Source organism: Alsobacter sp. SYSU BS001988 (assembly GCF_054796215.1).
In genome coordinates, this window is the sequence record NZ_JBTAMK010000011.1 from 26,575 (window position 1) to 45,645 (window position 19,071).

The following is a 19,071-nucleotide window of genomic DNA, read 5'->3' on the forward strand; positions in this document are numbered from 1 at the left end:
GGAGCGGGACCTCTCAGGCCTGCGCCAACACCATCCAGCCGACGCCGAACTTGTCGGTCAGCATGCCGAAGCGGGGGGCGAAGAAGGTCTTGGCCATCGGCATCCTGACCGCACCGCCCTCGCTCAGCGCCGCAAAAGCGCGCTCGGCCTCGTCCTCCGAGCCCACGACGAGCGACAGCGAGAAGCCCTGGAAGCTCGACGCGCCCGAGCATTCGCCGTCCGAGGCCATGACGGACGAGCCGCCGATGGCGATCTCGCCATGCATGATCTTGTTTTCCGACCCGGGCGGAAGCATGCCGGGCGGGGGTCCCTCGGGCGCGTCGCGATAGCGCATGAGCGCCTTCACCTCGGCTCCGAGGACGGCCTTGTAGAAGGTGAAAGCCTCCTCGCAACGCCCGTTGAAAAACAGATAGGGGTTGACCGACATGGGGTGTCCTCCGTTGGGTCCGGCCGTGCGCCGTCGCCCCAAGGACGAGCGGCGGTCGCCGGCGCCGACAGGCCGAGCTTGATTTTTCTCCCGGCTCACGCCTCATTATCACCGCAGCCCATCGGCACACAGTGGGCGCGCGCGCCGCCCGGCGCATCGTCGCCGCAAGCCCGCGAGTTCCGCCCGAGTGCCCAGCATCCGTTCCTTCCGCATCGCCGCCTGGCTGTTGGTCGTCGCCATCGCGCTGATGACCGTGTGCCCCATCGGCCTCCGGCCGGTCACCGGCCTCTCCGTCGATCTGGAGCGCTTCGCCGCATTCGGGCTGGTCGGCCTGTTCTTCGGGCTCGCCTATCCGCGCCGCAGGATCGCCGTCCTGGCGGCGGTCGTGGCCGCGGCGGCGGGGCTGGAGGCCATGCAGTATCTCGCGCCGAGCCGGCACGGGCGGGTGCATGACTTCGAGATCAAGGCCGTCGCCGGGGCGCTGGGCGCCGTGTCGGCTATGCTGTTCGGCAGGGTCGCCCGCGAGGCCGCTCTGCGCCGGCCGGCGGGCTAGCGCAGGGTGGGGTCGCGTTCGGCCGCGGCGCGGCGGCGGGCGCGGGCCGCATAGGCCCGGTAACCTGAGACCGCGAGCCCGCAGACGCCGATGGCCACGAGCAGCGCCGACTTCAGGCTCGGCTCCGTCGCGAGCGCCGGCGCCCCATAGCCCAGCAGCGCCGCGCAGACGAGGACGACCGCGGCGGCCCGGTGCAGCGGGTGGCGAAAGAAGCGCCTCATCGCACGCCCGTCATCGGCGGAACCGGTCGCCGAGGCGCTCGATCTCCCGCCGCAGGGCGTCGACCCCGCGCTGCACGTCGCGCACGGCGTCGTCGGAGATGATCGGCGCGGAGGTGATCGGCGGGCGCGGCGCGCTCTCCGGACAGTCCGGCAGGCTGTCGCGGCGCAGCTTGGGCGTGATCCCGCCCTGGGGCGTGAGCAGATAGGCGCAGCCGGTCTCGTCGCGCCACGTCACGGGCTCGTCCAGCGCCCATGCGGACCCGCAGATGATCGCGAAGGCGCCCGCCGCCGTCCAGCGCGCGAGCCTGGCTGCATGAGGTCTCATGCCCAGAGAACGCCACGGCCGTCCGGGAAGTTCAATGACCGCGCGCAACTCTAGCGCGGTCTGGCCGAGGCGAGCCGGTCGAGCCGGCGGTCGGGCGCGCCGGCGCCCAGCGCGGCTTCCCGCCGCTCGATCCTGTCCAACATATGGACGAGCCGGACGAGGTAGGGCGGCAACGGATCCGTGAGCGCCTGTTCGAGCGCGCTGTCGGCCAGCATGGCGGGGGGAGAGTCGGTCGCAGTGTCGACGTGGGGGGATGACGTCATTTGCAAAATTCCTCTGCGCAGAGCAGGCCCCAGGATGGTTAATAAATCGTAAACGATCGTGAGCGTCCGGCCCCCGTTTGGCGATTGGAAGCGCGTATGCTCCTATTGAATGCAACTTGGAGGAGTGGATGCGACGCGTTCTCGCCCTGGCGGCCCTGATCTCGATGGCGGCCTCGCTCGCCGGCTGCGGCCATTGCACCGATCTTCGCCCCTACAACCCGTTCCGCAGCTGCCAGGACGACCAGGCCCGCTGAGGCCGCGAGGTCTTCGCCTGGCCTCGCGGCGGGTGTAGAATCATCTCCATGGCGCGTCAGGATCCGTTCAGCCTGTTCGACACGGCCATCGGCGTCTGCGCCATTGCGTGGACGGACCGGGGCGTGTCCGCCGTGCAACTGCCCGAGGGCAACGCGAAGGCGACCTGCTCCCGCCTGATCGCCCGGCGTCCGGGCGCGGTCGAGGCCGCGCCGCCCGCTCCCGTCGCGCAGGCGATCGCCCAGATTCAGGCCTTAATGGCGGGCGAGCGCGTCGATCTCGGCGGGATCGCGCTCGACATGGCGGGCGTGCCCGAGTTCAACAAGGCGGTCTACGCCGAGGCGCTCTCGATACCGCCCGGCCGGACCCTGACCTATGGCGACATCGCACGGCGCCTGGGCGATCCGGACGCGGCGCGGGCCGTCGGGCAGGCGCTGGGCCGCAACCCGTTCCCGATCATCGTGCCCTGCCATCGCGTGCTGGCCGCCAACGGGCGCCCGGGCGGATTCTCCGCCCATGGCGGCCGGTCCACGAAGCTGCGCATGCTGGCCATCGAGGGCTTCATGGGCAACGAGCCGACGCTGTTCGACCCGCGCTAGGCGGACGCCAGCCGCAGCCCCAGCGCGCCCGCATACATGCCGGCCGCGAACACCGTGTGGGCGACGACGTTGAGGATCCTGATCTGGTTGGCGTTGGGCCGGCGCGAGGCCGCCCAGCCGGCGCCCATCCCCGGCTGAAGCAGGAACCAGCCCGCCCCCACGGTGACGAGGCCGATGATCCAGGCCGGCAGGAAGGTGGGCGACTGCGCCCAGCCCGGACCGGCGACGACGAGCAGCACGGCGGCGTAGAGCACGCCGATGGCGTAGTGGGCGACCCAGCCCAGCGCCAGCTCGTTGGCCACCGGGGCCGCCGCCCCGATGTCCTCGTGGAACACCGCGCCGGACGGCAGATGCCCGAACCACCGCCCGACCAGCGCCCAGTTGGGCGAGGGCACGCCGAAGGCGCGGTTGAGCAGGATGGCCCAGACGTCCATCAGGGCCGTGCCGGCGGCCCCGATGACGATGGAGCGCCAGAGAAATTCGAGCATGAGGCAGCCTTGGCCGGAGCGCGGGCGGGGGAATCGCCCTTGCGGCGAGGATCGCGCGCCGGCTCGAGCTGCGCAACAGCGTCTGCGGCGCGAGCCGCTCAGCTGCGCGCGAAGCGGATCAGATAGCCGACCGCGAAGGCCGCCAGCAGCGGTCCCGCCATCGGGAACGCGCCCTCGCCCGTGATGGCTTCGGCCAGGCGCCGGGAGCCCCGGCCCGCGCCCCTGATCGCCGCCATGGCGCGCTCGTAGGCGTCGCCGGCGTCGACGCGGACGATGAAGTGGCGCCGGTCGCTCGACGTGGTCAGCGAGACGTCCTGCTTGGGAAAGCCCGCGCGCAGCGCGGCCTGCATCGCCCGCTCGGCGCCCTGCCGGTCCGTGAACTGGACCGAAGCCGTCCTGCGATCATCCATGATGTGTCTCCTTGCTCATGGGCAGGGAAACGGGCGGGGGCGCGGGCCGTTCCGGCCGCGTGCGCAAGGAGCGGCCCTGCGCGGCCGGACCCGCCCTCAGGCGGCCGGGGAAGGCGCGATCGTCAGGCCGAATCGGGCCGTGCCGCCCGGCGCGAGCGTCACCACCCCCGGCTTGTCCACGAAGGGGCCGTCGAACTCCACCGGCGTGTCGTAGCCGCGCCAGGGCTCGATGCAGAGAAAGTCGGCTCCGGGCTTCATCCAGACGCCCAGCTCCCTGAAGCCGGACCACGAGACCCGGACCGACGGCCCGCCCGGCGCCCCATAGGTCACCGAGCGGCTGTTCACATGGTCGAAGACCAGCGCGTCCTCGGCGAAGAGATCCTCGCGCAGCCGCAGGGTGCGCCCCTCGACGGGGGTGGGGCGCCCGGGCCCGAGCTTCTCGCCGACGAGCCGGCGCACCGGCGCGGTCTCCTCCCGCTCGAAGGCGAGCGCATGGGCGGTCTTGGGCGCGTCGCCGAGCGGCCAGCGGAACGCCGGATGCGCGCCCAGCGAGAAGGGCAGGGGCTCCGGCCCGGGATTGGCGACCGCATAGTCGATGGTCAGCGCCCCGTCATGGATCCGGTAGGTCAGGGCCAGGGTGAACGCGAAGGGATAGACGGCGCGCGTCGCCGGCGAGTCGCGCAGGTCCAGCACGCACGAGGCCGCGTCGCGCGCCGCGACGCGAAAGGCGCTGTCCCGGGCGAAGCCGTGCTTCGGCATCCGGTAAACGCGCCCCTCATGCAGCAGCGCCTCGCCCTCCAGGCGCCCGACGATGGGAAACAGCAGCGGCGAATGGCGCGGCCATTCCGGCCCCGCGCCCCACATCACGTCCTCGCCCCCCGCGGGGGTGAGCGACTGCAGCTCGGCCCCGTGGGGCGAGATCGCCGCGCGAAGCCGCGCGTCCTCCAGGATGATCATGCGGCGCCCATCATTCGCCCGGGGCGGCTTGGCCGAGCCCCGGTTCGGCGGGCGGCGACCATCTCGCCAGCAGGAGCGCGACGCCCACGCCGATGATGGCGCCGGACGAACTGGCGATCCAGTCGATCGCCTGCGACGTGCGGCCCGGCACGAACGCCTGCAGGAACTCCAGCGCCCCGGCGAGCGCGATGAGGCCCGCCGCCCAGCCGAGCCGGCGAGCCTGGGAGTGGGCGAGCACGCCCACGATCAGCCCCGTCCCGCAATAGGCGACGACATGCTCGATCTGGCCGGGCAGGCCGGTATGCGGGCGTTCCTCGCCGGGCAGCAGCGAGAGCACCGACAGGGTGGCGACCAGCGCGACCTGCACCCACGGCGCGCGCCGCCGCCCCATGCGGACCAGCGCGTTCCAGACCTGGCTCAGCTCCATGCGGGCTCCTGTCGATCGGCGCGGCGACCTGTCCGTGTTTCTCCCGAATAGGCGAATCTGGCCCGGTCGCATCAAGTGACAAGTCGATGGAAAGGGTTCGGTAACACCTCAACCCAAGTATCGCCTGGGCGACACGTTCATCGACGCCCCAGCATAGTCGTTGTCGATCGAGGCCCAAGTGTCTTTCTCTTATACGGTAAAACTAGCCGACAGCGCGCAGCTGCCGCAGGACGCGTTGATCTTGACGGACGTCAAGGCCGCGCTCGCCGATTGGGCCAGCGTCTTGGGCGGACTGGGAGCGATCGACGTCCAGATCAACGTCGTCCCGCTCGGAACCGGCGTCCTCGCCAACTGCATGGCGGCGACCACGGTGTTCCAGCGCATGGACGGCGTGCGCTCGGTCTTCGAGAGCGGCGCGGTCTCCGAGCTGCAGACCGGCGTCGACCCGAACGGGTCGGCGGCGGACGTGATCATCAACCTGAACGCGTCCCTGGTCGGGTCCAGCTTCTGGTTCAATCCCACCCCCGGCTCCACGACGGCGCCGCCCTCCAACAAATACGACGCGCTCACCGTGCTGCGGCACGAACTCGGGCACGCCTTCGGCATCAACGGCTTCCGCAGCGACGCCGGCGCCCTGGGGTCGGCCGAGTCTCCGTTCGATTCGCTGGTCCAGGTCCGTTCGGACGGCTCGGCCTGGTTCATCGGCGCGCATGCGGTCGCCGTCTATGGCGGCGCGGTGCCGGTCACGACGCTGGCCAATGGCGAGGCCTACTATCACTTCGGCAACAGCCAGTCCCAGGCGGCCAGCTCCGACCTGATGGGCGGAACCGGGCTTCCGCCCGGCGTGGCGCATACCGTCACGGCGCTGGACATCGCGGTGATGCAGGACCTCGGGGTTCCGCTCGCCTCCGCGACCGGTTCGACGGCGACCGCCTCCAGCGGCGTCGCGTCGGGCTCCTCGCCGAGCGGCGCGGCGACCAGCGGCGGCGGTCCCATCCTGACCGGATCGAGCGGCGACGACGTCTTCGCCATCGTCTCGGGCGTCACGACCGTGACGGGCGGCGCCGGGCTCGACACCGCCGTGTTCTCCGCTACGAGCGGGGCGGAGACGATCACCTTCAACACGGGCTCGGTCACGGTGTCCGGCCCGCAGGGAACCGCAACCCTGACGGGGGTGGAGCGGCTGCACTTCACCGACAAGGAGCTGGCGCTCGACGTCGATGGACATGCCGGGCAGGCCTACCGGCTCTACCAGGCCGCGCTCGGCCGCGCCCCGGAGCAGTCCGGCCTGACCTACTGGACCGACCGCCTCGACCAGGGCGCGAGCCTGAGCAAGATCGCCGCCGGCTTCGCCGGCTCTGGCGAGTTCGCGGCCAAGATCGGCGGCGGCTCGGCGGTCTCGATGATCTCGCTCCTCTACCAGAACGTCCTCGGCCGCGCCGCGGACGCCGGCGGCCTGACCTACTGGTCGGGGCTCCTCGCCACGGGGTCGAGCATGGCGGACATCCTGGCGAGCTTCTCCGAAAGCCCCGAAAACGTGGCGAAGGTCGCCCCGGCCATCGCGCACGGGATGTGGCTGGACGTCTGACGAAGGTCAGCCCCTCGCCTCCGGCGGTGGATCGGCGGGCGGTCTTATGGAAGACTCCTGGTCCCCCTCGGGATCAGGAGTCCCCATGCTACGCGTTTGCGCCGTCGCCCTCGCCGGAGTGCTGGCCCTCGCCGGCCCCGGATCGGCCGCCTCCCTCCGGATCGGCCTTCAATCAGACCCCGATTTGCTGGATCCCGCCCGGGGCGGGTCCTTCGTCGGGCGCGTCGTCTTCGCCGCGCTCTGCGACAAGCTCGTCGACGTCAGCGACGATCTGAAATTCGTGCCCCAGCTCGCCACGGACTGGACGTGGTCCCCCGACGGCAAGGCGCTGACCATGCGCCTGCGCAGCGGCGTCACCTTCCATGACGGCGAGCCCTTCGACGCGGAGGCGGTGCGCTTCAACATCAAGCGCTACAAGGACGCCTCCTACTCGGTCCGCAAGGGCGAGCTGAAGCCGGTGACGGACGTGGAGGTGGTCGACCCCCTGACGGTCCGCTTCATCCTCTCCGCCCCCTACGCGCCGCTGCTGTCCGTGCTGGCCGACCGGGCCGGCATGATGATGGCCCCGAAGGCCACCGAGAAAGCCGGCGAGGCGGCCTCGTCCAACCCGTCCTGCTCCGGGCCTTTCCGGTTCAAGCAGCGCGTGGCGCAGGACAAGATCGTGTTCGAGCGCTTCCCCGACTACTGGGACGCCAAGTCCATCCTGGTCGACGAGGTCACCTACCTGCCGATCCCGGACCCGACCGTCAATCTCATGAACCTGCGGGCCGGGCAGCTCGACATCATCGAGCGCATCGCCGCGACCGACATGGAGGCCGCCAGGACCGACGCGCGCATCCGCGTCAGCTCGGCGCCGTCGCTGGCCTATTACACGCTCTCCATCAACCTCGCGGACAAGTCGCCGAACGCCTCGCCCATGAGCAAGGACGCCCGGGTGCGGGAGGCCTTCGAGCTCTCCTTCGACCGCCGGGTCGTCAACGAAGTGGTGTTCGGCGGCGCCTTCGTGCCCAGCAACCAGACGGAGCCGCCGGGCTCGCGCTACTTCAATCCCGACGCGCCGCTGCCGCAGCGCGATGTCGAGAAGGCGAAGAAGCTTCTCAAGGAGGCCGGCTACGACCGCGTCCCCTTCACCATCACGGTGGCCAACAACCCGACGGACCAGCAGGTGGCGCAGGTGATCCAGTCGATGTCGGCGGAGGCCGGCTTCGACGTGAAGATCGACGCCATGGAGGCGACCTCGATGGTGGACCGCACCAACCGGGGCGACTACCAGAGCGCCGTCGTGATCTGGAGCGGCCGCACGGATCCGGACGGCAACCTCACCCATTGGGCCGCCTGCGACGGCTACCTGAACTGGGGCAAATATTGCGACCCCGAGGTCGACAAGCTCCTGAACCAGGCCCGCACCGTCACCGACGAGGCCCAGCGCGTCGCGCTCTACCGGCAGGCCACTTCGCGCTGGCTCGCCGCCCGGGCGCATCTGGTGCTGTACCACCTGAACTGGCTGCGGGCCTACAGCGCGCGGGTGCAGGGCTTCCACAACAGCCCGGACGGCATCATCCGCCTGCAGGGCGTCAGCGTGCGCTGACGCCGGAGCGGGCCCTCAGATCAGGGCGGCCAGCAGGAGCGGGATGGTCACGACCGACATCAGCGTCGAGACCACGACCACGCCGGCCACCTGTTCGGGCTCGTTGTTCCAGCGCTGCGCGAAGAGATAGTTGTAGACCGCCACGGGGTTGGCGGCCTGCATCACCAGCACCGCCCTGATCACGCCCGTGAAGCCGAACAGCGCGGCCACCGCGAAGCCGACCGCGGCGCCCATCGCGATGCGCACCAGCGACACCGCCGCGGCCCGCCCGGCGGAGGCGACGCCGAGGCTGCTGATCGAGGCTCCGAGGAGCAGCAACATGATCGGGACGGTCAGCCCGCCGATGAGGCTGACGGTCGAGCCGAGCCAGACCGGCAGCTGGATCGAGGCCAGCGACAGCGCCACCGCCAGCGCGATCGCGTACAGGATGGGCAGGCGCACGAGGCCGCGCCAGTTCGCCTGTCCGGCGGCGATGGCCTGTCCGAGCGTGTAGTTGGCGATGGACGAGATCGAGAAGAACACGATGGCGTAGCCCAGGCCCTCGTCGCCGAACGCGTAGAGCGCCACGGGCAGCCCCAGGTTCCCGGCGTTCGGAAAGGCCACCGAGGGCAGGAAGGTGCGCAGCTTCAGGCCCAGCGCCTTCAGGATCACGGCGCCGCACAGCGCGAACAGCAGGATCGCCAGCGCCGCCGCGCCCGCCATGGCCCCGAACGCCGCCGGCGACACATGCGTCTTCTGGAAGGTCGAGACGATCAGGCACGGCGTCGCGACGTCGGCGATGAGGGCGGTCAGGTCCGGCGACTGGATCTTGCGTCCGGCCCGCGCCCACAGGAAGCCGATCGCGACCGTGATCAGGATCGGCAGGATGGTGGAGAGGACGACGCCGGCCATGGCTCGCTTTCACGGGGGCTGCCGGCCGGCGCCCGGGATGGGCGTCGTCGGTCAGAGGGCGGGGCGCGCCATCGTCCGGCGGGACCGGAGCTGGCCCACGAGCGGGATGATCAGGAACAGGATCCCGATGCCCATCAGGGTCGCCACCAGCCCGTTGCTGAAGAAGATCCCGAGAGAGCCCCTGGAGATCAGCATCGCCTGTCGGAACGCGTCCTCAGCCTTGTCGCCGATCACCATCGCCAGCACCAGGGGGGCGAGCGGATAGTGCAGCTTCTTGAACAGGTATCCGAGCACCCCGAAGCCCATCATCAGCATGACGTCCAGATAGGAGTTGGACACCGAATAGGCGCCTACCGTGATGACGATCAGGATCAGCGGCGTGATGACGTAGAACGGGATCCGCATCATGGCGGCGAAGATCGGCACGGTCAGCAGCACGAGGACGAGCGCGACCACATTGCCCAGATACATGCTGGCGATCAGCCCCCAGACGAAATCCTTCTGCTCGATGAACAGCATCGGCCCGGGATTCAGGCCCCAGATCATCAGCCCGCCCATCATCACGGCGGCGGTGGCCGAGCCCGGGATGCCCAGCGCCAGCATCGGCAGGAGCGCGCTGGTGCCGGCGGCGTGGTCGGCGGTCTCCGGGGCGATGATGCCCTCCTGCTCGCCGCGCCCGAAATTCTCCCGCCGCGGCGAGAAGCGCTTGGCCACCCCGTAGCTCATGAAGGAGGCGGCGGTCGGCCCGCCCGGCGTCACCCCCATCCAGCAGCCGATGGCGGCGCTGCGCAGCAGGGCCCAGCCATGGCGCGGCAGGCCCGCCAGCGTCACCAGCACCTCGCGCCAGTCGACGCGCGATTCGACGCCCTTGATCGAGGTGGCCTCGTCCTCGACGGCCAGCATCAGCTCGCCGATGCCGAAGAGCCCCATGACGGCGACCACGAAGCTGACGCCCTTGACCAGCTCGTCCACCCCCATGGTGAGTCGCACGCTGCCCGACACGGTGTCGATGCCCACCGCCGCCAGCGCGAAGCCGATGGCCAGCGACACCAGCGTCTTGGCGGGCGGGCTGCCGCCCATGCCGATGAAGCTGGCGAAGGCCAGGAAATAGACCGCGAAATATTCCGCCGGGCCGAATTGCAGCGCCGCCTTGGCCACCCATCCGGCCAGCAGGGTGATCAGCACGACGCCCACCAGCGCGCCGAAGGCCGCCGACCCGAAGGCGGTGGCCAGCGCCTTGGTCGGCTGGCCGTCGCGCGCCATCGGATAGCCGTCGAAGGTCGTCGCCACCGAGGAGGGTTCGCCCGGGATGTTGAACAGGATCGACGTCACGGAGCCGCCGAACAGCGCGCCCCAATACATGCTGGAGAGCAGGATGATGGCCGACACCGGCTGCATCCCGAAGGTGAGCGGCAGCAGCAGCGAGACGCCGTTCGGCGCGCCGAGGCCCGGCAGCACGCCGACCAGGATGCCGAGCAGCACGCCCGCCACCATCAGCCCGATATGCTGCACGGTGAGGGCGACCTCGAAGCCGTGCATGAGTTCTGAAATGTTTTCCACGGGCGGGATCCCGGTTGCGGACGAGCCTCGGCGCGCGGCTCAGAACCCGAGCTTGGCGCCGAGCCAGCCATGCGGCAGCAGGACCTGGAACGCGCGCTCGAAGGTGAAATAGAGGGCGAGGGCGGCGCCGGCGGCGATCGCCGCGGACCGGGTCCAGGCCATCTTGTGCTGGATGCGCAGCGACCAGAGCAGGTAGCCGACGCCCGAGGCGTAGATCCCGAGGAGCGGGATCAGGGCCACGAAGCCGAGCGCGGGCAGGAACAGGCTGGCCACCCGGCGCAGCTCGTCCGGGCGCGCGATGACCGGGTTGGGGCCGAGGAACGCCTGGACGAGGTTGTACAGGCTGCCCGCGGCCACCAGCGATCCGGCCAGCAGCGGGAACGTGCCGGACTGCACGTCGCCGCCGTCCCAGCCGGCGCCGACCTGGATGCTCGACACGATCACGGCGACGCCGAACGCCAGCGTGATCGCGCCGGTGAGCGCTTCGAAATGACGACGGGTCATCATGAGGGTGCCCTCCGGGCGGCGGCGCCGCGCGGACGCGGCGCGCGCAGCGGACGCCGCGCTACTTGGCGACGAGCCAGCCCTGCTCGGCCGCGACCTTGCGGTTGCGCTCGAGATCCTCGTCGATGAAGGTCTTGAACTGCGGACCGGTGATGAATTCGGAGGTCTGCGAGCTGCGCTCGATATACTCCTTCCACTCCGGCGTCGCCTGGACCTTCTTCATCAGGTCGACATAGAAGGCGGCCTGGTCCGGCGTCACGCCGCCCGGCAGCCAGACGGTGCGCGGCTGCGAGTAGAGCGGGACGTTGAGGCCGCTCTCCACGCAGGTGGGGATGTCGTGCCAGCTCTCGTTGGCCGTCACCTTGGGCCCCTCGGGCAGCCGCTTGGTGTTGAACACGCAGACCGGCCGCTGGGTGCCGCCGCGCCACTGCCCGATGCTCTCGGACGGGTTGTTCACATGCGAGCTGACATGGCCGCCGGCCAGCTGCACGGCCGCTTCGCTGCCGCTCTTGAACGGAATGTAGGTCAGCTTGATCCCGGCCGCCTTCTCGATGAGCCGCGTCAGCGTCTCGTCGGTGTCCTTGGACTGGGCGCCGGCCATCTTGAAGTCGCCGCTCTTGGCCGCCTCGACATAGTCCTTGCCCGACTTGATGGGCGAATCCTGCTTCACCCAGAGCATGAACTCGTCCGACGCCACCGACGCGATCGGCGTGAGGTCGGTGTAGTTGAACGCCACCTTGGAGACGAGCGGCTGCGTCCAGGCGTTCGAGGTGCCGAAGATCACCTTGTAGGGGTCGCCCGCCTGGGACTTGCCGTAGACATAGCCCTCCGCGCCGCTGCCGCCGCCCTTGTTGGACACCACGATGGGCTGGTCGACCAGCTTGTGCTTGGTGATGGCGCTCTGCACGAGGCGGGCGAGATTGTCCGTTCCGCCGCCCGGACCGGCGGTGGCGATGAACTCGATCGGCTTGGTGGGCTCCCAGGCCAGGGCCGGGGCGGCCCAGAGGACGACGAGCGGCGCGCTCGCGAGCAGCGCCGTGCGGAGGGGGATGAATGTCATCGACGCGTTCCTTGTTGTTTCCGTTCCCGGGTCTCGATGCCGCTTTTCGCGACGTTTTTCGTGCATGTCGGCGGGCTCGATCTCCCGCTCCGTCAGGCGGCCGTCCCGGCCCGCGCGGCCGCCGGTCCGCGGGCCTGCGCGGCCACCACGGCGCCGTCGCGCTCGAAGGCGGCGACCTCCTCGGCGCTGAACCCCGCATCGGCGAGGATCTGGCGGGTGTCCTCGCCGAAGATCGGCGCGCCCTTGCGCACGCCGCCCGGCGTCTGCGAGAACTTGACCGGCAGGCCGATGGTCTTCACCGGCCCCAGCGTCGAGTGCTCCACCTCCACCAGCATCTTGCGCGCGATGGTCTGCGGGTCGGACAAGGCCTGCAAGGTGTCGAGGACCGGCCCGCAGGGCACGCCGGCGGCGTCGAACATCTCCAGCCAGTGGTCGGCGGGCCGCTTCTCGAAGATGCGGCCGAGCTCCTCGTCGAGCGCCGGCAGGTTGCCCATGCGGTCGGCGTTGGTGCGGAAGCGCGGGTCGTCGGCGAGCGCCGACGCGCCCATCGCGTCGAGCATGCGGATCCAGTTCTTCTGGTTGGCGCCGCCGACCACGAACCAGCGGTCGCTGGCCTTGAAGGCCTGGTAGGGCGCGTTGAGCGGGTGGCCCGATCCCATCGCCTTCGGGGCCACGTCGGTGGCGAGCGCGATGGCCGACTGCCAGTAGGTCTGCACCAGCGCGGCCTCGAACAGCGAGGTCTCGACCCACTGGCCCTCGCCGGTCTTCAGGCGGTGCGCGTAGGCGGCCAGGATTCCCATGGCGGCCAGGATTCCGGCCGTGATGTCGGAGAGCGGCGGCCCGCATTTGGCGGGCGGTCCACCGGCCTCGCCGGTGAAGCTCATGATGCCGCTCATGGCCTGCGCCACGAGGTCGAACCCGCGCCGGTCCTTGTAGGGCCCGGTCCGGCCGAAGCCCGACAGGGAGCAATAGATGAGCCCGGGATTGTCGGCCTTCAGGTCCTCATAGGCGAGGCCGAGGCGCCCCATCGCGCCCGGCGCGAAGTTCTCCACCAGCACGTCCGCCTGCCGGGCGAGGCGCCGCAACACCTCCTTGCCGCCTGGCGTCTTGAGGTCGACCACGAGCCCGCGCTTGTTGCGGTTCATCATCATGAAGGCGGCGGCCTCGTCGCCGATCTTGGGCGGGACGGAGCGCCTCGTGTCGTCGCCGTCGGGATTCTTCTCGATCTTGATGACGTCGGCGCCCATGTCGGCCAGCATCAGGGTGCAGGTGGGGCCGGCCATCACATGCGTCAGGTCGATGACTTTCAGTCCGCTGAGAGGACCCATGGCGATCTCGTTCTTGAATGTGGGGGAATCGCGGGAGAGAGCCTGGCGCGCAAGCGCTACTCGCCCTTGAAGCGAGGCGGGCGCTTGTTCAGGAAGGCTTCCATGCCTTCGCGGAAATCCTGGCTCATGTAGCACATGAGGATCAGGTCCTGTCCCTCCGCGGGAGCGTTGTGTTCGGCGATCCGGCGCAGGCCTTCCTTGGTGGCCTGCATGGTCAGGGGCGCGTGGCCGACCATCAGCGTCGCCAGTTCGTCGGCGCGGCGGCGGGCCGCCTCCGGGGTGTCCAGCACCTCGCTGAGCAGCCCGATGCGGTGCGCCTCCTCGGCCTCCACCAGCCGGGCGGTGAAGATCATGTCCTTGACCCGTGCGGGGCCGATCAGCTGGCTGAGCCGGGCCAGGTTGGCGATGGACAGGCAGTTGCCCAGCGTCCGCGCGATCGGAAAGCCGAACCTGGCGTTGGCCGATCCGATGCGGATGTCGCAGCGCGCCGCGATGCCGGCCCCGCCGCCGGTGCAGGCGCCCACGATGGCGGCGATCACAGGGACGCGGCAGCGGTCGATCGTGCCCAGCACCCGGTCGATGCGGGCCTCGTAGCCCAGCGCGTCCTCGGGCGTCGAGAAGGCCCGGAACTGCGAGATGTCCGTCCCCGCCGCAAAGGCCTTGTCGCCTGCGCCGGTGATGACCATGACCCGGATCGACGGGTCGTGGTTCACGGCCTCGCAGATCGCGGCCAGCTTCTCGTACATCGCGAAGGTGAGGGCATTGCGGGCCTCCGGCCGGTTGAACGTGATCCGGGCGATTCCGTCCCGCGCTTCATAGAGAAGCTCGTCCGTGTCCTGCGGGGCGCTCCCCTGGCTGGCGGCGACTGCGCTGTCCGTCATCATCCCTCCTTGGCCTGCACGCCGTCCCGGACGCCCCGGCGGGGTGCGGATCCGAGAGGGCTTCCTCCACGCCGTCTGCTGCGGCTATAAGGGCAGTTTGAATGCACAATCCGCCGCATGCAACCTGTTTTGACAGGCCGGCTGCTCCCGAACGGAAACTTTGCATTCAAAACTGACCGAGCGGAGAGGGCGGATGCTGCACGACGAGGTGGTCTCGAATCTCCGCGGAATCCTGATCGAGGGCGAGATCCCGCCCGGCGCGCGCATCCCCGAGCGGGAGCTGTGCGAACGGTTCGGCATCTCCCGCACGCCGCTGCGCGAAGCCCTGAAGGTGCTGGCCGCCGAGGGCTACGTCGTCCTGCTGCCGCACCGCGGCGCGCAGGCCGCCAAGCTCACCCGAAAGGACGTGGCGGACTTGTTCGAAGTGGTCGAGGGGCTGGAGGCGAAGGCCGGCGAACTGGCCTGCGCCCGCATCAGCGACGCCGAGATCGCCGAGGCGGCGGCGCTCCACCGCGAGATGGCGGAGCACCACCGGCGCGGCGACCTGCCGTCCTATTACCGGTGCAACCGGCGCATCCACGAGCTCATCGTGGCGGCGGCCGACAATGCCGTGCTGTCGGCGGTCTATCAGTCCGTCACCGCGCGGATCAGGCGCGCCCGCTTCGTCGCCCCGATGCCGCAGGCCCACTGGGACCTTGCCATCCTGGAGCACGAGGCCATCTTGAACGCGCTGACCCGGCGCGACAGCGGCTCGCTGGCCTATCTGCTGAGCCGGCACATGCGCCACAAGCGCGAGGAGACGGAGCGGGCGGGCTTCGCGGCCGACGCGGAAGAGCCGCCGCGTCCCCGCCGGACCCGCAAGGCCAACGGCCACGCCAAGGAGACCTGAATGCGCGGCGCGCTTCTTTTGTTGGCCGGGCTCGCCTGTGCGTCCGCGCAGGCGGCGGAAGGGCCCAGGCCCGAAGGGCCCAGGCCGGAAGGGCCCAGGATCGAGACCCTGAAGCAGATCGGCCCGGCTCTGCAGGCCTGCTGGCGCCCGCCCGAGGCCGCTCACCCGTTCCAGGTGACCATCCGGGTCAGCTTCAACCGGGACGGCGGCGTCATCGGCAAGCCGGCCGTGAGCTTCTCGCAGTTCACCGGCGGCGACGAGGATCGCGCCAGGGTGGCGGAAGCCGTGGCCGGCGCGCTGCGCAGCTGCAGCCCCCTGCCTTTCAGCAAGACGCTCGGCGCGGCGGTGGCGGGCCGGATCTTCGTCTTCCGCTTCGGCCGGACCGCGCCCGCCGTGGCGATCTGACGTCGCCCGCTGTGGACAGCGGCGCCTTCGCCGGCCGCGGCCTTGATTCCGACCGAGTTGGCCCGCCAAGGTGCGCGCTCGCTGGAGGCGCAATGAGACTTCGTCACACCCTTCTGCTCGCGTTCGCCCTGGTCGCCTCCGGTCCCGTCCTGGCGCAGGACGCCGCGCCCGCGGCCGCGCAGCCTGCGGCCGAGGCGGCGCCGGGGGCCGCGCCGCAACTGGCCAGGCCGGCCGCCAAGCCCAAGCCGAAGCCGAAGCCCAAGCCCGCCGCCAAGCTGTCCCGGCGTCCGGCGGCCCCGGCCCCGAACCCGGCGCTGGATCCGACGACGCCGGAGGCCAATGGGTGGGGAGCTGGCCAGCCGGACCCGGGCGTCGCGGTCGGCCGGGCGCCGCAGGGCGCCCAGGAGCTCGCCGACCCATCCTCCACCGCCTCGGCCCGGCCGGACCAGGGTCTCGCGCCGTGCGCGCCCGATTCGGCGTCGGAGGTCCGCCCCAGCTGCGTCCAGCCCGCGCCCCCGCCAGCCCCGAAGGCGGCGTCCGAGAACCCCGCCGGTTGCGTCGTCTTCACCAGCGAGCCGGCGAGCGCGTCGCAATATCCCTTCACCATCCGCAACCGCTGCCGCTTCGCCGTGGAGTTCCGGGCGCGCATCTGCACGGAGGACTGGACCAAGCCGTCCCAGCCCTTGAGCTGCGTGATGTCGCCGGAGCCGCTCTATCTCTCGGCCGGCTCGGGCTATTCCGGGCACAGCGACGTCAGGCCGGCGCAGCTCGTCTCCGTCTGCAGCGCCCGTTCGGGCGAATGCATGCACGCCGGCCCCAAGCCGGTCCGCCGCAAGCCTGCCGTCGCCGCCGGACGGCCGACGCCGAAGCCTCCGGCCGCGGCCGCGTCGGCGCAGCCGGCCGTCCAGTAGCGACGGGGGTCAGTCCTTTCCGGCCGGCTTAGCCTTTGGCCTCGCCTTGCGCTTGGCCTTGGCCTCGCCGGGCGGCCTGGCCTTGGTCGGCTTCTTCGGCTCGGGCGCGGCGACGGCGCCGTCGCCGTCGTGACCCCAGACCGCGGCGGGGTCGGCCCGCCCGGGACCGTCCAGCATGAAGGGCCTGGGTCCCGGCCCCTGGCCGGCCGCGATCTCCTCCATGGTCCGGCCGGAGGCGATCGACGTGGCGTCCTCCAGGATCGCGTCGCCCGCGCCGTCGACGGCGTACTCGTCCCGGTGCTTGATCAGCAGCCAGTTCGTCCGCTTGCCGCCCCAGCGGTCGCCCTTCATGCGCACCAGCACCCAGCCGCCATGCAGGCGCTCGCCGTCCAGGATGAACTTGAAGTCGCCGTCCGCCAGGCCCTCGCCGGGGCTTTTCGGGCCGTCCGGCAGCCAGCGCCCGCGGTCCCAGACCATCACCGTCCCGCCGCCGTATTCGCCCTTGGGGATCGTGCCCTCGAAGTCGCCATAGTCGAGCGGGTGGTCCTCCACCTCCACGGCGAGCCGTTTGTCGCGCGGATCGAGGGAGGGGCCGCGCGCGACCGCCCAGGACCTGAACACGCCGTCGACCTCGATGCGCAGGTCGTAGTGGAGCCGCGAGGCGGCGTGCTTCTGGATGACGAAGCGCCCTGCGTCGGACGGCTTGACCTGCGCCTCGCCGCTGGGCTCGGACGTCTTCTCGAAGTCGCGCTTCTGGCGGTAGGCCTCGAGCTTGCGATGCGGTTCGGACTTGCTGTCGGGCACGGCGGACCTCCCCGGGGCGCCCGCCCTCAGAGGTCGGAGCCGCCGTCGTCCTTGGCGGGAGCGGCGGGCTTGTCCGAGACGGTGATCTGCACGGTGACCTGGCGGGTGTTCCCGTCGAGGCCCTTGATCTCGTACTTCACCTCGTCCGAACCCATGTAGCCCTTGTTGGGCTGGTAGAAGACGCCCTGCACGGGGGTCTCGACATTGGGGCAGCGGAAGGTCGCGGGGGTCTTCACCTTGCCGGCCTTGACGTTCAGCGTGCCGTGCTTGGGCGCCGTGACGATCTTGACGTCGGTCAGCGGGCCGACGCCGCAGTCCTTCTTGAGCGCCGACACCATGCCGATGCGCGTCGTCTTCCCGGGCGCGACGGTGGCGCTGCGATAGGCGCCCGTCTGCGCTTGCGCCGCCACGGGCGCGAGCATCAGGACGGCTGCGAGACCGAGGATCGAGGAACGCATCGGACAAACTCCATGACGGCGGGACGCGTCGTCTAACACGCCCCGCCCCGGACGGTTGCGTAGAGGAGCCGGCGGACGGGCCGGAACCGGCTCACTTCTTGGTCTTGGAGCCGATCTCCTCGTCCCAGCGACGGAAGGCGAGCACCATCTTGTCGGGCGTGAGCGGCAGCTCGATGGGGGAGCCGGCGATCAGCGCGGCGTATTCCGGCCGGCCATACTCCTTGATGACGTCCTGGCTCTTCTGCGGCGCGAGCTCCAGGCCGACATTCTTCACCGCGGGGCCGGGATAGAGATAGCCCTCGTCATACGCGAAGGCCTGGATCTTCGGCTGCAGGATGAACTGCATGACGTCGAGCAGCACCGCGAAGCGGTCGTCCGGGACGCCCTTCGGCACAACCATGAAGAAGGCGTCCGAGACCCAGTGGAACCCCTTCAGGGTCGCGATGGCGGCCGACTTCGGCACGATGCCGAGCGCCCGCGGGTTGATGTCCCATCCGGTGGTCGAGATGATGATGTCGCGCGATCCCTCGCCGAACTCCTTCATCGTCGCGCCCGTGCCGGTGGGGTAGTACTCCACGAAGGCGTTCAGCTCGCGCAGATAGGCCCAGGTCTTGTCCCAGCCGGCGACAGGATCCTTGGGGTCCTTGTCGCCCAGGATGTAGGGCAGCCCCATCATGAAGGTGCGGCCGGGGCCGGAATTGGCCGGGCGGGCGTACATGAACCGGTTCGGGTTGGCCTTGGCCCAGGCCAGCAGCTCCTCCGCCGAGGACGGCGGCTTGCTGACGCGCTCGGGCGCGTATTCCAGCAGCGGCCCGGACGGGTAATAGGCGCAGACCACGCCGTAGCCCTGGCCCTGGGCCTTGAACAGGTTCAGCGCCGCCGGCTCGTAATTCGCCTCGATGCCCGGGAAGGACGCCTCGTAGTCGGGAAACAGCTTCGTCCAGAGGCCCTGGTCGAGCCCGGCCGCGAGGCCGTCGCTGCCGGTGAGGATGAGGTCGATGTCGCTCTTGCCGGCGTTCTGCTGCGCCTTGATCTTGCCGGCCAGCTCGGGCGCGGGCGCCTTCACATAGACGAAGCGCGAGGCGAGCTCGGGCTTGGCCGCCTTGTAGGCGTCGAACCCCGGCTGCAGCAGCGCCAGCGCGCCGCCCACATCCATGATGGTGATCGTCACCGGCGCCTTCGGCAGGGCGGGGGCGGCCGCGAAGGCCCGACCCGGCGCATGGCCGGCCACGATGGCCGCGCCCGCGATGCCGCCCAGCACGTCTCTGCGATTGAACGCCAT

General features: G+C 70.5%; 24 protein-coding genes and 1 pseudogene. 8 read left to right on the forward strand and 17 right to left on the reverse strand.

What is annotated here, in order from left to right:
• Nucleotides 1–13 precede the first annotated feature (13 nt).
• The gene (locus ACYVO7_RS18185; RefSeq protein ID WP_460451228.1) at nt 14–427 is read right to left on the reverse strand and encodes a VOC family protein; all 414 of its coding nucleotides are present in this window, start codon (nt 425–427) and stop codon (nt 14–16) included.
• 187 nt (nt 428–614) lie between these two features.
• On the opposite strand from ACYVO7_RS18185, the gene ACYVO7_RS18190 reads away from it, so the two are divergent.
• Nucleotides 615–980, forward strand: coding sequence for a hypothetical protein (locus ACYVO7_RS18190; protein ID WP_460451229.1), 366 nt, complete (start codon nt 615–617; stop codon nt 978–980).
• Here ACYVO7_RS18190 and ACYVO7_RS18195 read toward each other — a convergent pair.
• The 3 genes from ACYVO7_RS18195 to ACYVO7_RS18205 are packed head-to-tail and all read right to left on the reverse strand — an operon-like array spanning nt 977 to nt 1,789.
• Nucleotides 977–1,201, reverse strand: a complete 225-nt coding sequence (locus ACYVO7_RS18195; RefSeq protein ID WP_460451230.1) for a hypothetical protein — start codon at nt 1,199–1,201, stop codon at nt 977–979. The two genes, ACYVO7_RS18190 and ACYVO7_RS18195, sit on opposite strands and share 4 nt — an antisense overlap.
• A 10-nt stretch (nt 1,202–1,211) precedes the next feature.
• The gene (locus tag ACYVO7_RS18200; RefSeq protein ID WP_460451231.1) at nt 1,212–1,526 is read right to left on the reverse strand and encodes a hypothetical protein; all 315 of its coding nucleotides are present in this window, start codon (nt 1,524–1,526) and stop codon (nt 1,212–1,214) included.
• Nucleotides 1,527–1,576: 50 nt separating this feature from the next.
• Nucleotides 1,577–1,789, reverse strand: coding sequence for a hypothetical protein (locus ACYVO7_RS18205; RefSeq protein WP_460451232.1), 213 nt, complete (start codon nt 1,787–1,789; stop codon nt 1,577–1,579).
• Nucleotides 1,790–1,917: 128 nt separating this feature from the next.
• Between ACYVO7_RS18205 and ACYVO7_RS18210 the strand changes: the two genes are divergently transcribed.
• A complete protein-coding gene (locus ACYVO7_RS18210; RefSeq protein ID WP_460451233.1) occupies nt 1,918–2,043 on the forward strand; it encodes a lipoprotein in 126 nt (41 codons plus the stop codon).
• Nucleotides 2,044–2,091: 48 nt separating this feature from the next.
• A complete protein-coding gene (locus tag ACYVO7_RS18215; protein ID WP_460451234.1) occupies nt 2,092–2,640 on the forward strand; it encodes a methylated-DNA--[protein]-cysteine S-methyltransferase in 549 nt (182 codons plus the stop codon).
• Here ACYVO7_RS18215 and ACYVO7_RS18220 read toward each other — a convergent pair.
• The 4 genes from ACYVO7_RS18220 to ACYVO7_RS18235 form a co-directional block, all read right to left on the reverse strand.
• The gene (locus tag ACYVO7_RS18220) at nt 2,637–3,128 is read right to left on the reverse strand and encodes a DUF2938 domain-containing protein (protein WP_460451235.1); all 492 of its coding nucleotides are present in this window, start codon (nt 3,126–3,128) and stop codon (nt 2,637–2,639) included. The two genes, ACYVO7_RS18215 and ACYVO7_RS18220, sit on opposite strands and share 4 nt — an antisense overlap.
• Before the next feature lie 98 nt (nt 3,129–3,226).
• On the reverse strand, nt 3,227–3,538 hold the full coding sequence (locus tag ACYVO7_RS18225; protein ID WP_460451236.1) for a hypothetical protein: 312 nt from the start codon (nt 3,536–3,538) through the stop codon (nt 3,227–3,229).
• Between the two features lie 96 nt (nt 3,539–3,634).
• Nucleotides 3,635–4,495: an aldose 1-epimerase family protein gene (locus tag ACYVO7_RS18230; protein WP_460451237.1), complete on the reverse strand. Its 861-nt coding sequence runs from the start codon at nt 4,493–4,495 to the stop codon at nt 3,635–3,637.
• Between the two features lie 10 nt (nt 4,496–4,505).
• Nucleotides 4,506–4,922 carry a VanZ family protein gene (locus ACYVO7_RS18235; RefSeq protein WP_460451238.1) on the reverse strand — a complete coding sequence of 139 codons (417 nt, stop codon included), beginning with the start codon at nt 4,920–4,922 and terminating at the stop codon, nt 4,506–4,508.
• A 241-nt stretch (nt 4,923–5,163) separates the two neighbouring features.
• On the opposite strand from ACYVO7_RS18235, the gene ACYVO7_RS18240 reads away from it, so the two are divergent.
• Entirely contained in the window at nt 5,164–6,510 is a 1,347-nt protein-coding gene (locus ACYVO7_RS18240) for a DUF4214 domain-containing protein (RefSeq protein WP_460451239.1), read from the forward strand.
• 85 nt (nt 6,511–6,595) lie between these two features.
• Nucleotides 6,596–8,098, forward strand: coding sequence for an ABC transporter substrate-binding protein (locus ACYVO7_RS18245; protein WP_460451240.1), 1,503 nt, complete (start codon nt 6,596–6,598; stop codon nt 8,096–8,098).
• A gap of 15 nt (nt 8,099–8,113) precedes the next feature.
• Here the strand turns inward: ACYVO7_RS18245 and ACYVO7_RS18250 are convergent, their stop codons facing one another.
• The 6 genes from ACYVO7_RS18250 to ACYVO7_RS18275 form a co-directional block, all read right to left on the reverse strand.
• Nucleotides 8,114–8,989 carry an AEC family transporter gene (locus tag ACYVO7_RS18250; protein ID WP_460451241.1) on the reverse strand — a complete coding sequence of 292 codons (876 nt, stop codon included), beginning with the start codon at nt 8,987–8,989 and terminating at the stop codon, nt 8,114–8,116.
• A 51-nt stretch (nt 8,990–9,040) separates the two neighbouring features.
• Complete coding sequence (locus tag ACYVO7_RS18255) at nt 9,041–10,549, reverse strand: tripartite tricarboxylate transporter permease (protein ID WP_460451242.1); 1,509 nt, start codon at nt 10,547–10,549, stop codon at nt 9,041–9,043.
• 39 nt (nt 10,550–10,588) lie between these two features.
• Nucleotides 10,589–11,056: a tripartite tricarboxylate transporter TctB family protein gene (locus ACYVO7_RS18260; protein WP_460451243.1), complete on the reverse strand. Its 468-nt coding sequence runs from the start codon at nt 11,054–11,056 to the stop codon at nt 10,589–10,591.
• 58 nt (nt 11,057–11,114) lie between these two features.
• Nucleotides 11,115–12,113 carry a tripartite tricarboxylate transporter substrate binding protein gene (locus tag ACYVO7_RS18265; RefSeq protein ID WP_460451244.1) on the reverse strand — a complete coding sequence of 333 codons (999 nt, stop codon included), beginning with the start codon at nt 12,111–12,113 and terminating at the stop codon, nt 11,115–11,117.
• Between the two features lie 92 nt (nt 12,114–12,205).
• Nucleotides 12,206–13,441, reverse strand: a complete 1,236-nt coding sequence (locus ACYVO7_RS18270; protein WP_460451245.1) for a CaiB/BaiF CoA transferase family protein — start codon at nt 13,439–13,441, stop codon at nt 12,206–12,208.
• A gap of 56 nt (nt 13,442–13,497) precedes the next feature.
• Nucleotides 13,498–14,322, reverse strand: coding sequence for an enoyl-CoA hydratase/isomerase family protein (locus tag ACYVO7_RS18275; protein ID WP_460451246.1), 825 nt, complete (start codon nt 14,320–14,322; stop codon nt 13,498–13,500).
• A 193-nt stretch (nt 14,323–14,515) separates the two neighbouring features.
• Here ACYVO7_RS18275 and ACYVO7_RS18280 point away from each other — a divergent pair, with 193 nt between their 5' ends.
• The 3 genes from ACYVO7_RS18280 (at nt 14,516) to ACYVO7_RS18290 (ending at nt 16,527) form a co-directional block, all read left to right on the forward strand.
• Nucleotides 14,516–15,211: a GntR family transcriptional regulator gene (locus ACYVO7_RS18280; RefSeq protein ID WP_460451247.1), complete on the forward strand. Its 696-nt coding sequence runs from the start codon at nt 14,516–14,518 to the stop codon at nt 15,209–15,211.
• Entirely contained in the window at nt 15,212–15,616 is a 405-nt protein-coding gene (locus ACYVO7_RS18285) for a hypothetical protein (protein ID WP_460451248.1), read from the forward strand.
• Between the two features lie 92 nt (nt 15,617–15,708).
• Nucleotides 15,709–16,527, forward strand: coding sequence for a hypothetical protein (locus tag ACYVO7_RS18290; protein ID WP_460451249.1), 819 nt, complete (start codon nt 15,709–15,711; stop codon nt 16,525–16,527).
• Nucleotides 16,528–16,608: 81 nt separating this feature from the next.
• On the opposite strand, the pseudogene ACYVO7_RS18295 reads toward ACYVO7_RS18290, so the two are convergent.
• From ACYVO7_RS18295 to ACYVO7_RS18305, 3 genes and pseudogenes are all read right to left on the reverse strand, one after another.
• Nucleotides 16,609–17,331, reverse strand: a pseudogene (locus ACYVO7_RS18295) (DNA polymerase ligase N-terminal domain-containing protein); the annotation flags it as partial.
• A 26-nt stretch (nt 17,332–17,357) separates the two neighbouring features.
• The gene (locus ACYVO7_RS18300; protein WP_460451250.1) at nt 17,358–17,789 is read right to left on the reverse strand and encodes an Ig-like domain-containing protein; all 432 of its coding nucleotides are present in this window, start codon (nt 17,787–17,789) and stop codon (nt 17,358–17,360) included.
• 91 nt (nt 17,790–17,880) lie between these two features.
• The gene (locus ACYVO7_RS18305; RefSeq protein ID WP_460451251.1) at nt 17,881–19,071 is read right to left on the reverse strand and encodes an extracellular solute-binding protein; all 1,191 of its coding nucleotides are present in this window, start codon (nt 19,069–19,071) and stop codon (nt 17,881–17,883) included.